This is a genomic window from Acidovorax sp. 59 (assembly GCF_002754175.1).
Lineage (GTDB): Bacteria > Pseudomonadota > Gammaproteobacteria > Burkholderiales > Burkholderiaceae_C > Acidovorax > Acidovorax delafieldii.
Genome location: NZ_PEET01000001.1, coordinates 3,256,508 through 3,269,195 on the forward strand (window position 1 = coordinate 3,256,508; position 12,688 = coordinate 3,269,195).

Sequence of the window (12,688 nt, forward strand, 5' to 3'; positions counted from 1 at the left end):
CTCGCGGCATCGGCCTGCGCCATGCCCTGACCACTGCACGGCCTTGCCCTCACCGGCAAGGCCGTTTTGTTTGTGCTGTCTGCATTGCGCCGGCCCCTGGCGCTTATCTGGCTCGCGCTATCCGCTATCCGCTATCCATCGGATGACAAAGCGAGGGACTGAAGGAGCCTGCTTGCCTCGGCCCCACGGCAAAAAAGACATGTACAAAAAATTACATCCGTCTCCATAATCCCAGAGACATCCTGTCTGCGGCCCCGCGCACGGCGCGCCGCTGGATCAGGGTGCTGGGCCCATGGCCCAGCACTGCGGCGTTTCTGGACCCTCAAGGAGTTCCTCATGAAGCTCAGCCTCAAGCTCCCCCTGGCCTTCACCGTGTCGCTGCTCTTGCTGTTTGCAGCGGCCCTGTTTGGCATCAGCCGCCTGAACCAGGCGCTCGACACCTACCAGACCACCGTGGCCCAGAGCTTCGAGCACGAGCGCATGGCGGCGGGCATGCTCAACAACTTCAAGGTGCAGGTGCAGGAGTGGAAAAACGTGCTGCTGCGTGGCAAGGACCCGGCCCAGCTCACGCGCTACTGGGCCGCGTTTGAAAAGCAGGAACAGGCCATCAAGGACGAGGCGCAAAAGCTCGTGGCCGCACTGCCCCCGGGGGAGGGTCGCGAACGCGTGTTGCAGTTTGCCCAGGCCCACGAACGCATGGGCACCGCCTACCGCAAGGGGTTTGAAGCCTTCAAGGCGGCCGACCACGACCCGCAAGCGGGCGACAAGGCCGTGGCGGGCATGGACCGCGAGCCCTCGCAGCTGCTGGACCAGGCGGGCGACCTGATCGCCAAGGCCAGCAGCGCCGTGGCCGAACGTGCCGCCGCCACTGCGCAGCGGGCCACCACCATCAGCCTGGTGGTGATGCTGGTGGTGTGCGCGCTGGGCATAGCAGGCGCCATTGCCTTCAGCCGCACCGTGGTGAACCCGCTGGACAACGCGGTGCGCGTGTCGCAGGCCGTGGCCAGCGGCGACCTGACGGTGGCGCGGCACGTGCAGGGCAAGGACGAGATCGCACTGCTGCTCAATGCCTTGCACGACATGCAGATCAGCCTGTCGCACGTGGTGAGCAATGTGCGCAACAACGCCGACAGCGTGGCCGCCGCCAGCACCGAGATCGCGCAGGGCAACAACGACCTGAGCGCCCGCACCGAACAGCAGGCCAGCGCGCTGGAGCAAACATCGGCATCCATGGAAGAACTCAGCTCCACCGTGCAGGCCAACGCCGAAAACGCGCGCACCGCCAACCAGCTGGCCGTGAGCGCCAGCACCGTGGCCGTGCAGGGCGGTGATGTGGTGGCCGAGGTGGTGACGACCATGAAGGGCATCAACGACAGCAGCCGCAAGATCGCCGACATCATCAGCGTGATCGATGGCATCGCCTTCCAGACCAACATCCTGGCGCTGAACGCCGCCGTGGAAGCGGCCCGTGCCGGTGAACAAGGCCGGGGCTTTGCGGTAGTGGCCGGTGAGGTGCGCAGCCTCGCGCAGCGCAGTGCCGAGGCCGCCAAGGAGATCAAGACCCTGATCCACGCCAGCGTGGAGCGCGTGGAACTGGGCACCACGCTGGTGGACAAGGCGGGCGCCACGATGAACCAGGTGGTGAGCGCCATCCGCCGCGTGACCGACATCGTGGGCGAGATCAGCGCCGCGAGCAGCGAGCAAAGCGCAGGTGTCGCCCAGGTAGGGGACGCCATCACCGAAATGGACCAGGCCACGCAGCAGAACGCAGCGCTGGTCGAACAGAGCGCCGCCGCCGCTGACAGCCTCAAGGTGCAGGCGCAGCAGCTGGTGCAGGCAGTGGCGGTGTTCCGGCTGGCAGACACCGACGCCAACACCCCCAGGCAGGCCAGCATGCCCGCGCCGGGCCACCACCAGCCCCGGTTGGCCGCAGGCTGAAGCGGCGCAGCCATTTCAAGCCTAATCGGCTTGAAGCGCTAGTGCATCATGTGCCAACAGCTACATAAATAGTAGCAAACGGCGCCTTCTCAGGCTTCAGCCAGCGCAGGGGTTGCCTGCTGCACGGTGGCCAGCGTGGGCGAGGCCAGCTTGCGCAGGTAGGCCATGGTCTGCAGGCAGGCTTGGGCCACCTCGGTGCCCTTCTTCACAAAATGCTCGCGGAAGAAGCGCACATGGTCCTCGTGGTCGTGGAAATCGCGCGGCGTGAGCACGGCCGACATCACAGGCACCTCGGTGTCGAGCTGCACGCGCATCAGCCCGTCGATGACGGCGGTGGTGACGAACTCGTGGCGGTAGATGCCGCCGTTGACCACCAGCGCACAGGCCACGATGGCGTCGTAGCGCCCGCTGCGCGCGAGCTTGCGTGCCAGCAGCGGAATCTCGAACGCGCCGGGCACATCGAACAGCGCCACCTGCGCGGGGGGCAGGCCGTGGCGGTCAAACTCGGCCAGGGCCGCGTCACGCGCCTGGTGCACGATGTCCTGGTGCCAGCTGGCACTGATGATGGCCACGCGGGCGCCACGGTGGGCGGCGACGGGAGCCAGGGGGGAAACGGAAGGTGAAGAAGACTGATTCATGGGTTCCTCAGAACAGGGTTGGCCAGAATCAGGGCGCGCGCGAACACGGCACCTGCACAGGGCGGCGCAGGCCCTGCGCCATCCCAGCGCGCAACAAAGCACGCAGGCAAACGCCGAGGGCCCAGCCACCCATGGCGGGAGCTGTGGGTTTCGCGATCTCTTTCATCCGGACTGTGACCGTCGGCTCTGGTTTCGCACCAGATCTGCTGACCCTGCAGGCCGATCCGAAGAACGGCACCGCAGGCGCTCGCGGGCTCTTGCGGGCATTTCAGCCAACAAATACCGCCGGTGGGGAATTCCGCCCCGCCCTGAGAACGCTGTCGGCCCCGAAGGTCATCCGGGGCCGACGGGTGGGATTTTAGGCGGCGGGCACGCAGTACGCCGTCGCGCAGGCGATTGCCTGCACTGGCAGTGCCGGTTTCTGCGGCTGTGGGCTGTATTGAATGCCGAAGTCTGCTCAGCGCACGCGCTGAAACCCATCTTCGGCCCAGGCCGCTGCGCTGGCGGGCGTGAGCTTGAAGGTGGGCGGCGCGGACGCACGGGCTACCTCTTCACCCAGCTCGTCCTGCGCGCTCAGCGTGGCCGTGGCGCCTTCCTCATCGGGCACGATGGCCAGCGCCACGCGCAGGCGCTGGCCGTCTGCGGTGGTGATGTGCACGCTCTTGTTCAGCTGCGCGTGCAGTTGCTGCTCATGGCGGCGCACCACTTCGCTGGCGGTCTTGACCAGGGTGTGGAAGGCCGACACATCGAGCGGCTTGGGGTTCTTCTTGTCGCGGCCCATGGTCCAGGGGCCCACCAGCGCGGGTTCGGCCTCGCCCTTCAGCGTCATGGACACGGCCCAGCCATCGTCGTCTTCGTTATTGATGACCTGCGCCGTCCAGCGCCCATCGCTCCAGCAGCGGGGTTCCTGGATGGTGTCGGGCGTGTCGGGTGCGTCGGTCATGGAGAAAAAGGCCTGGGTTGCGGGAAAGGGCGCAGAGCATAACGGCAGGGCCTGGCCGCCCCAATTTCCAATAACCATTGGTTATCGAAAGAGGCTATGCATAGCGCGGGCCTTGCTACTCCCCCAAAGCGTCCGGCGCCACATCCGCCGCGTCGCGCAGCACGTCGATAAAGGCCTGTGCCGAGGGTGTGGGCGGCTCGCCCAGGCGGGTGATGAGGCCATAGCTGGGCATGCGGTTGGGCAGCTCGACGGGGATGCGCGAGAGCAGGCCCCGGTCCACATATTTCTGGATCAGCGCGGCGGGCTGCAGCGACATCATGTGGGTGGTGTTCATCAGCTCCAGCGCAAACAAGAAGGACGGCGTCTCCACCACCCCCGCCGTGAGCGCCAGGCCCGCGCCGCCGAACAAGTCGTCCGACACCTTGCGCACCGCCGTGGAGGCGGGGTACAGAATCCAAGGCCAGTGCGCCAGCTCGGTCAGCGACAGGTCGGTGGCGCCGCGCAGCGGGTGGTGCTGTCCGCCCACCACATGCAGCGGCTCGGCGGACAGGTGCTCGTAGTGGAATTGGCTGCGCTGGTCCTCGGTGGTGAAGCGGCCGATCATCAGATCGATCTTGCGCTCGGCCAGCCAGGCGATGAGCTGGTCGCTGCTCTGCTCCAAGATCTTGATGACCAAGAGGGGCCGCAGGCGCTGGATCTCCACCACCGAGGCCACCAGCACATGCGCGGCCGAGCCGGTGATGGCGCCCACCGTCACATGGCCATGGCCGCCCTGCTTGAGGGCGTTGAACTCGTCCACAAACTTGCGCTGCCCATCGAGCGCCGCGCTGGCGTAGCGCAGCGTAAAAAGCCCCAGCTCGTTGGGCCGCATGCCGCGCGAAAGGCGGTCGAACAAGCGCGCCTCCAGGATCTCCTCGATGTCCATGAGGATCTTGGTGGCCGCAGGCTGCGTGACATGCATCTGCTCGGCCGTGAGCCGCAGGTTGCGCGTGCGGCCCAGGATGTCCAGAAACTGCAAATGCCGAAAGCGCAGCCGCGCGCAGGCCTGCGCCAAAGACAAGGGTTTACCCGGAAATTCGTCTGGACTCATAAGCGTTTGGAATGGATTGTCGCAAAACATTCAGTGGACCCGGCAGGGCGCGAAACCTAACCTTCGCCTTGCGTTCATGACGGCTTGCCCAAAAAAGCTGCACACGCCGACGGCCTCGCCAGCGGGGTCCCGCCATTCCAACGGAGACAAGACACCATGCAATTCCATTCCCTCGCCAAATCCTTGGCACTTGCCACCACGCTGCTGGCCGCCTTCGCCGCCCCCGTCTCGGCCCAAGTCAAGGAACACACCTTCAAGGTCGGCATTGGCCTGAGCGACGACCACCCACAGGCCCAGGCCGTGCGCCACTTTGCCGAGCGCCTGCAGGCCAAGAGCGGCGGCAAGATGAACGCCAAGCTGTTCGCCAGCGGCGCCCTGGGCAACGACGTGAGCATGACCTCGGCCCTGCGCGGCGGCACGCTGGAGATGACGATTCCCGATTCGTCCACGCTGATGTCGCTGATCAAGCCCTTTGGCGTGCTGAACCTGCCGCTCACCTTCAACACCGAGGCAGAAGCCGACGCCTTGCTCGACGGCCCCTTCGGCCAGAAGCTGCTGGCCATGCTGCCCGACAAGGGCCTGATCGGCCTGGGCTTCTGGGAAAACGGCTTCCGCCATGTGACCAACTCGCGCCGACCCATCAACACGGCCGACGATCTGGCGGGCCTGAAGCTGCGCGTGATCCAGAGCCCCCTGTTCCTGGACACCTTCAACGCGCTGGGCACCAACGCCACGCCCATGCCGTTCACCGAGCTGTACACGGCCATGGAACAAAAGGCCGTGGACGGCCAGGAAAACCCACCCGCCACCATCCTGGCCAGCAAGTTCTATGAAGTGCAAAAGCACCTGGTGCTGTCGCGCCACATGTACAGCGCCTGGGTGCTGCTCATTTCCAAGAAAACCTGGGACGGCCTCTCGGCCGACGAAAGGAAGATCGTGCAGGAGGCCGCCCGCGAGGCCACGCTGTTCGAGCGCAAGACCATCCGCGCCTTCAGCGAAACCGCCCTGGGCGAGCTGAAGAAGGCCGGCATGCAGATCACCGAGCTGCCCGCCGCCGAGCAGGCCAAGCTGCGCACCAAGCTGCAGCCCGTGCTGGCCAAGTACGGCAAGGAGTTTGGTGAAGAGACCACCAGCGAAATGATGGGCGAGCTGGCGAAGGCGCGGGGCAGCAAGTAAGCGCTTGGTTCGTTCCTCAGGGCGCAGCTTCTGGCTGCGCCCAGCCCCTCTTTTGCGACGCCCCGACCCCATGACCCAAACACCCCGCCGCCCCTTCCGCTCCCGCGAATGGTTTGCCGCACCCGAGCGCTCGGACATGACCGCGCTGTATCTGGAGCGGTTCATGAACTACGGGCTCACGCCCGAAGAGCTGCGCTCGGGCCGGCCCATCATCGGCATTGCGCAGACGGGCAGTGACCTGTCGCCCTGCAACCGCATCCACCTGGACCTGGCGCGCCGCGTGCGCGACGGCATCCGCGATGCGGGTGGAATTCCGATGGAGTTCCCCGTGCACCCCATCTTTGAAAACTGCCGGCGCCCCACGGCCGCTCTGGACCGCAACCTGGCCTATCTGGGGCTAGTGGAGATCCTGTACGGCTACCCCATCGATGCCGTGGTGCTGACCACGGGCTGCGACAAGACAACGCCCGCGGGCATCATGGCGGCATCCACGGTGGACATCCCGGCCATCGTGCTCTCGGGCGGGCCGATGCTGGACGGCTGGCACGAAGGGCAGCTGGTGGGCTCGGGCACCGTGATCTGGCGCAGCCGCCGCCAGCTCGCGGCGGGCGAGATTGACGAGGAAGAATTCTTGCAGCGCGCCTGCAACAGCGCGCCCTCGGCCGGGCACTGCAACACCATGGGCACGGCATCGACCATGAACGCCGTGGCAGAGGCGCTGGGCCTGTCGCTGCCGGGCTGCGCGGCCATTCCAGCACCCTACCGCGAGCGCGGCCAGATGGCCTACGAGACCGGGCGTCGCATCGTGGAAATGGCGTATGAAGACCTGCGCCCATCGCGAATCCTGACGCGGGAAAGTTTCTTGAACGCGCTGTCAGTGGTGAGCGTGGCGGGCGGCAGCAGCAACGCGCAGGTGCACATCATGGCGATGGCGCGCCACGCGGGCGTGCAGCTGGAAGCGCAAGACTGGACCGACCACGCCTACGACCTGCCCCTGCTGCTGAACATGCAGCCTGCGGGGCAGTTTCTGGGTGAACGCTTCTTCCGCGCAGGCGGCGTGCCCGCGCTGATGTGGGAGCTGCAGCAGGCCGGCAAACTGCATGCCGACTGCGCCAGCGTGACCGGCAAGACGGTGGGCGAGAACCTGCAAGGCCGCGAGACCCACGACCGTGAGGTGATCCGCCCCTTCAGCAACCCGCTCATGCACAAGGCGGGGTTAATGGTGCTCAGCGGCAACCTGTTCGACTTCGGGATCATGAAGACCTCGGTGATCTCCGAAGCCTTTCGCCAGCGCTACCTCAGCCAGCCGGGCGCGGAAGGCATCTTTGAAGCCCGCGCCGTGGTGTTTGAAGGTGCGGACGACTACCACGCGCGCATCAACGACCCGGCACTGAACATCGACGAAGGCTGCATCCTGGTGATGCGCGGCGCGGGCCCCATCGGCTGGCCGGGCTCGGCCGAAGTGGTGAACATGCAGCCGCCCGATGCGCTGATCCGGCGCGGCATCAACACGTTGCCCACGCTGGGCGACGGACGCCAGTCGGGCACGGCAGACAGCCCTTCCATCCTCAACGCATCGCCCGAGAGCGCCGTGGGCGGGGGCCTGTCCTGGCTGCAAAGCGGCGACACCATCCGCATCGACCTGAACACCGGTCGCTGCGATGCGCTGGTCGCCCCCGAGGAAATCGCGCGCCGACAACGCGACCTGCCCGCCCCACCCGTGCCCGCGAGCCAGTCGCCCTGGGAGGCGCTGTACCGCGAGAAAACAGGGCAATTGGCCGATGGCGCCACGCTGGACTTTGCGCTGGAATTTCAGCGCATCTCCGAAAAGACGCCACGCCACAACCACTGACAACGAACGGGTAGGCCTCTGGCGCCTTCCCGGACTTTTTCGAAGGACTCTCCATGAACAACATGACGGCAGCGGCAGTTGCCGAACGGGCCCGTGCGCCCCAGGCCGCATTGCAAGTGCTTCCCGACGACGGCCTGCAAGGCAAGCTGGTGGGCCGGGTGTGGGTGCCCAATGGTGTCGTGCCCGGCCCGGCCGTGGTGGCACTGCGGCCCGACGGTGTGTTTGACCTCAGCGCGCACTACCCCACCATGAGCACGCTGCTCGACACCCTGGCACCGGCAGAGGCTGCGCGCAGCGCCACCGGCCAGTACCTGTGCAGCGTGGAAGACCTGCTGGCCAACAGCCTGCCCGGCGCACGTGACACCAGCCGCCCCTGGCTGCTGGCCCCGTGCGACTTGCAGGTGGTGAAGGCCGCAGGCGTGACATTTGCGGCCAGCCTCATCGAGCGCGTGATCGAAGAGCAGGCGCGCGGCGACGCCATCCGCGCGCAGGGCCTGCGCAGCCAGGTCATCGGCCTCATCGGCCAGAACCTGGCGGACATCCGCCCGGGCTCGCCCGAGGCCATGCGCCTGAAGGCGCTGTTGCAAGACAAAGGCCTGTGGTCGCAGTACCTGGAGGTGGGCATTGGCCCCGATGCCGAGGTGTTCACCAAGGCGCCGGTGCTGGCCTCCGTGGGCTGTGGCGACGACATCGGGATCCGCTCCGATTCGGCCTGGAACAACCCCGAGCCCGAGGTGGTACTGGCCGTGAACAGCCGGGGCCAGATCGTGGGCGCCACGCTGGGCAACGATGTGAACCTGCGTGACATCGAGGGCCGCAGCGCCCTCCTGCTGGGCAAGGCCAAGGACAACAACGCGTCGTGCGCCCTGGGCCCGTTCCTCCGCCTGTTTGACGGCAGCTTCGGGCTGGAGCAGGTGCGCAATGAAACCGTGCACCTGCGTGTGGCTGGCGCGGACGGCTTTGAGCTGCGCGGCATCAACACCATGGCCAGCATCAGCCGCGACCCCACCGACCTGGTGGCGCAGACGCTGGCCGCGCACCAGTACCCGGACGGGTTCATGCTGTTCCTGGGCACGCTGTTTGCCCCCATCGAAGACCGCGGCCAGCCAGGCGGCGGCTTCACCCACCACCTGGGCGATCTGGTGTCCATCCAGAGCGCCTGGCTGGGCGGACTGCACAACCGCGTGGCGCACAGCGAGGCCGCGCCGCCCTGGCGCTTTGGCCTGCGCGCCTTCATGGCCAACCTGGCGCAGCGCGGGCTGCTGCAGGGCACAGCGCTTTGAGTCAAAAGAAAACAGGAGACAACCCCATGCTCAATGCCTTCATCGACCGCTGCTGCCGCTGGATCAACCTGCTCATTGCCCTGGCGCTGGCCGTGATGGTGGTGATGGTGTTTGGCAACGTGGTGCTGCGCTACGCGTTCAACTCCGGCATCGCCATCAGCGAGGAGGTCTCGCGCTGGCTGTTCGTGTGGATCACCTTCCTGGGCGCCATCGTGGCGGTGCGCGAGCGGGGCCACCTGGGCACGGACTTTCTGCTGGCGCGCCTGCCGCCGCTGGGCCAGCGCATCTGCCTCGCCATCAGCTACGCGCTGATGATCTGGTGCACCTGGCTGCTCTTCAGCGGCGCGCTGGCGCAGGCGCGCATCAACTGGGATGTGGATGCGCCTGTCACCGGTGCATCCATGGCCATCTTCTATGCGTCGGGCGTGGTGTTTGCCGTGGCGGCGGGGCTGCTGCTGGCGCTGGATCTGTGGCGCATCGTGTCGGGGCAGATGCCCGACAACGAGCTGCTGCACATCGCCGAATCCGAAGAACTGGCCGCCGTGGGCAGCCAGTTGCCGCACACAGCCCCAGCGCTCACGGCCTCACGCCAGTGAGCCCCACACCGCAATGACCTGGAGCGCTCTCCCATGACCGTTTTTATCTTCCTCGGCTCCCTGCTGGCCGCCATGGCCATCGGCGTGCCGATTGCGTACGCGCTGCTCGTGTCCGGCGCGGCCCTGATGTGGCACCTGGACCTGTTTGACGCGCAGATCCTGGCGCAGAACGTGATCAACGGGGCCGACAGCTTTCCGCTGCTGGCCGTGCCCTTCTTCATGCTGGCGGGCGAGATCATGAACGTGGGTGGGCTGTCGCAGCGCATCGTCAAGCTCGCGCTCACGCTGGTGGGGCACAAGCGGGGCGGGCTGGGGTTCGTGGCCATCCTGGCGGCCTGCATGCTGGCGGCGCTGTCGGGCTCGGCCGTGGCCGACACGGCGGCACTGGCGGCCCTGCTGCTGCCCATGATGGTGAAGGCCGGGCACGACAAGGCACGAGCGGGCGGGCTCATCGCTTCAGCGGGCATCATCGCGCCGGTCATTCCGCCCTCCATCGGCTTCGTGGTGTTTGGCGTGGCGGCCAACGTGTCGATCAGCAAGCTGTTCCTGGCCGGCATCGTGCCGGGGCTGCTGATGGGAGTGGCGATTGCCATCACCTGGTACTGGGTCTCCCAGCGCGAAAACGTCACGCCACCGCCCAAGGCATCCACCGCCGAAAAGCTGCAGGCGCTCAGGGAATCGACCTGGGCACTGTTCCTGCCGGTGATCGTGATCGTGGGCTTGAAGATGGGCGTGTTCACCCCCACCGAGGCGGCGGCCGTCGCTGCCGTGTACGCCCTGCTGGTGGCCACGCTGGTCTACCGCGAGCTGCACTGGCGCCAGCTGACCGATGTATTCATCAGTGCCGCCAAGACCACCGCCGTGATCATGTTCCTGGTGGCGGCCGCCATGGTCAGCGCCTGGCTCATCACCGTGGCGGATATCCCGCGTCAGCTGGTGAGCCTGCTCAAGCCCTTGATGGAACACCCCACGCTGCTGCTCATCGCCATCATGGTGCTGGTGATGGCCGTGGGCACCGCCATGGACATGACGCCCACCATCCTCATCCTCACGCCCGTGCTGATGCCGGTGGTGAAGGCCGCAGGCATCGACCCGGTCTACTTCGGCGTGCTGTTCATCATCAACAACGCCATCGGGCTCATCACCCCGCCCGTGGGGACGGTGCTGAACGTGGTGGCGGGCGTGGGCAAGATGCGCATGGACGACGTCACGCGGGGCGTGATCCCGTTCATGGTGGCGCAGTTTGCGGTGATGTTCCTGATGGTGCTGTTCCCGTCCCTCGTGCTGGTGCCGATGCGGTGGTTTACGGGATGAACCAGCGGTTTTAAAACAAAAAGTGCCGCAAGCGCTAGTGGATATTGCGCTTGCAGCTATCAAATCAGGAGTTACTCACCCCTAAGCGCTGTTCAGTTGGCCACCGTGAAACGCTTTTGCACGTGGCGTGGTGTTTCCAGTTCGTCGGCCATTGCCACCGCCAGGTCGGCCACGCTGATGCTGCCAGGCTGGTCGCCGTTCATCAGCGGGGCCTCGTCGCCCAGGCGGTACTGGCCGGTGCGCTCGCCGGGCTGCAGCAGGATGGGGGGCGAGAGGAAGGTCCAGTCTAGCGTGTTTTCGGTGCGGATCCAGTTCAGCGCCTCTCGGGCTGCCAGGGCGCCCTGCTTCCATTCGGCGGGGAACTGGGGCGTGTCCACCAGCTGCAGGCCGGGCGCCACGAACAGGCTGCCTGCGCCGCCCACCACCAGCAGTCGGCGCACACCGGCGGCCTTGGTGCCGTCGATGATGGCGCGCGTGCCTTTCAGGAACTGGTCGTGGATGTCTGGCACCGTCCAGCCGGGGTTGTAGGCGCTCACCACCGCGTCGTGGCCCGCAACAGCCTGGGCCACCTGGGTGGCGTCCTGCGCGTCTGCGGCGACCACCGTCAGCGCCTCGCGGGCAGCGAGTTTGCCCGGGTTGCGGGCCAGCACGGTCACACGGTGGCCGCGTTGCAGCAGTTCGTTCAGCACGGCCGAGCCGACAAAACCGGTGGCGCCAATCAGGGCGATGTTCATATCGATGTCCTTGGGGTCAAAGTTGTGATGTAGTGAGAATAGGAGCTTGTCAAAACAGGCGGTAGATGGCTAAAACTGCCTTATCTTTGAAGCTGTGCTTCACAATCAAACACATGGAAGACCTCAAACGCATGGCTGTTTTTGCCTCGGTGGTGCAGCACGGCTCGATGAGCGGCGCCGCGCGCGCACTGGGCATGAGCACTTCGGCGGTGAGCCAGCAGGTGCGCAAGCTCGAAAGCGACGGCGGCGTGACGCTGCTGCACCGCTCCACGCGCAAGTTGGCGCTCACCGAGGCGGGCCAGCGTTACCACGCGCGCTGCGCTGCCATGTGGGCGGCGGCGGAGCAAGCGCGCGCCGAGCTGGCAGCCTCCCGCGATGCGCCCAGTGGCGAATTGCGGATGTCGGCCACCGTGGGGTTTGCGCGGCACATCGCACCAGCCCTGGGTGAACTGCTGGCCGCGCACCCGGCGCTGCGACTGCGGCTGCTGGTGGACGACTCCACCATCGACCTCATCAACGCCCGCATCGACCTGGCCGTGCGCTACGGGCGCCTGGCGGATTCGACCTGGGCGGCCCGGCGCCTGGGGGGCATGAGTTGGTACCTGTGCGCATCACCCGAATGGGTGGCCGCACACGGCGTGCCCCAGCACCCGGATGCGCTGCTGTCCCATAGCTGGCTGGGCTTCGCACGAGAGGGGGGCGGGTTGCTCATCGACCTGCGCAGTCCCAGCGGCGAGCCGCGCGCACTGCGGGTGGAGCCGCGCATTGCCAGCAACAACCAGCTCTCGATCCAGCAGATGTGCGAGGCCGGGCTGGGCCTGGCGCTGGTGGGCAGCATGGATTCGCACGAAGCACTGCAGGCCGGGCGGCTGGTGCGACTGCTGCCCGACTGGTCGTTTGGCACGCTGGACATCTGGGCCGTCACGCCCCAACGCGATGCCCAGCCCGCCAAGGTGCGCCAGTCGATTGCGGCACTGCATGCCTACCTGCGGCAGGTGCCCGGGATTTCGGACTGAGAGCGGCCAACAAAACTCTTCTGGCGTCGTTGCCGCGTCTTGTCGTACTGCTCGCACTGCCCGCGACGCAGTGCCTAGCCAGAACCGCTACGCTGGGTTTTGTGAGCC

At 66.5% G+C, this 12,688-nt stretch carries 11 protein-coding genes and 1 riboswitch; of the genes, 7 read left to right on the forward strand and 4 right to left on the reverse strand.

From position 1 onward, the window contains the following. The first annotated feature begins 336 nt into the window (after positions 1–336). Positions 337–1,938 (forward strand): methyl-accepting chemotaxis protein, encoded by a 1,602-nt coding sequence (locus CLU87_RS14780; protein WP_233193793.1) that lies wholly within the window; start codon positions 337–339, stop codon positions 1,936–1,938. An 89-nt stretch (positions 1,939–2,027) separates the two neighbouring features. Here CLU87_RS14780 and CLU87_RS14785 read toward each other — a convergent pair whose 3' ends face one another. From CLU87_RS14785 to CLU87_RS14795, 3 genes are all read right to left on the reverse strand, one after another. Then, entirely contained in the window at positions 2,028–2,576 is a 549-nt protein-coding gene (locus CLU87_RS14785; protein WP_056066768.1) for a 6,7-dimethyl-8-ribityllumazine synthase, read from the reverse strand. 150 nt (positions 2,577–2,726) lie between these two features. After that, a riboswitch (FMN riboswitch) is annotated at positions 2,727–2,896 on the reverse strand. A 137-nt stretch (positions 2,897–3,033) separates the two neighbouring features. Next, positions 3,034–3,519, reverse strand: a complete 486-nt coding sequence (locus CLU87_RS14790; RefSeq protein ID WP_099730940.1) for a hypothetical protein — start codon at positions 3,517–3,519, stop codon at positions 3,034–3,036. Between the two features lie 115 nt (positions 3,520–3,634). Continuing rightward, positions 3,635–4,609, reverse strand: coding sequence for a LysR family transcriptional regulator (locus CLU87_RS14795; protein ID WP_099730941.1), 975 nt, complete (start codon positions 4,607–4,609; stop codon positions 3,635–3,637). 156 nt (positions 4,610–4,765) lie between these two features. Here CLU87_RS14795 and CLU87_RS14800 point away from each other — a divergent pair, with 156 nt between their 5' ends. The 5 genes from CLU87_RS14800 to CLU87_RS14820 all read left to right on the forward strand — a co-directional run bounded on the left by CLU87_RS14800 (position 4,766) and on the right by CLU87_RS14820 (position 10,830). Further along, complete coding sequence (locus CLU87_RS14800) at positions 4,766–5,785, forward strand: TRAP transporter substrate-binding protein (RefSeq protein WP_099730942.1); 1,020 nt, start codon at positions 4,766–4,768, stop codon at positions 5,783–5,785. 70 nt (positions 5,786–5,855) lie between these two features. Beyond that, positions 5,856–7,637 carry an IlvD/Edd family dehydratase gene (locus tag CLU87_RS14805; protein WP_099730943.1) on the forward strand — a complete coding sequence of 594 codons (1,782 nt, stop codon included), beginning with the start codon at positions 5,856–5,858 and terminating at the stop codon, positions 7,635–7,637. Between the two features lie 53 nt (positions 7,638–7,690). Continuing rightward, a complete protein-coding gene (locus tag CLU87_RS14810; RefSeq protein WP_199170835.1) occupies positions 7,691–8,920 on the forward strand; it encodes a fumarylacetoacetate hydrolase family protein in 1,230 nt (409 codons plus the stop codon). 26 nt (positions 8,921–8,946) lie between these two features. Next, positions 8,947–9,516, forward strand: a complete 570-nt coding sequence (locus CLU87_RS14815) for a TRAP transporter small permease (RefSeq protein WP_099730944.1) — start codon at positions 8,947–8,949, stop codon at positions 9,514–9,516. Positions 9,517–9,549: 33 nt separating this feature from the next. Beyond that, complete coding sequence (locus tag CLU87_RS14820; RefSeq protein ID WP_099730945.1) at positions 9,550–10,830, forward strand: TRAP transporter large permease subunit; 1,281 nt, start codon at positions 9,550–9,552, stop codon at positions 10,828–10,830. A 92-nt stretch (positions 10,831–10,922) separates the two neighbouring features. Here the strand turns inward: CLU87_RS14820 and CLU87_RS14825 are convergent, their stop codons facing one another. Then, a complete protein-coding gene (locus CLU87_RS14825; RefSeq protein ID WP_099730946.1) occupies positions 10,923–11,564 on the reverse strand; it encodes an NAD(P)-dependent oxidoreductase in 642 nt (213 codons plus the stop codon). Between the two features lie 113 nt (positions 11,565–11,677). Here CLU87_RS14825 and CLU87_RS14830 point away from each other — a divergent pair, with 113 nt between their 5' ends. Beyond that, the gene (locus CLU87_RS14830; protein WP_056748276.1) at positions 11,678–12,580 is read left to right on the forward strand and encodes a LysR family transcriptional regulator; all 903 of its coding nucleotides are present in this window, start codon (positions 11,678–11,680) and stop codon (positions 12,578–12,580) included. The last annotated feature ends 108 nt before the right edge of the window (positions 12,581–12,688 follow it).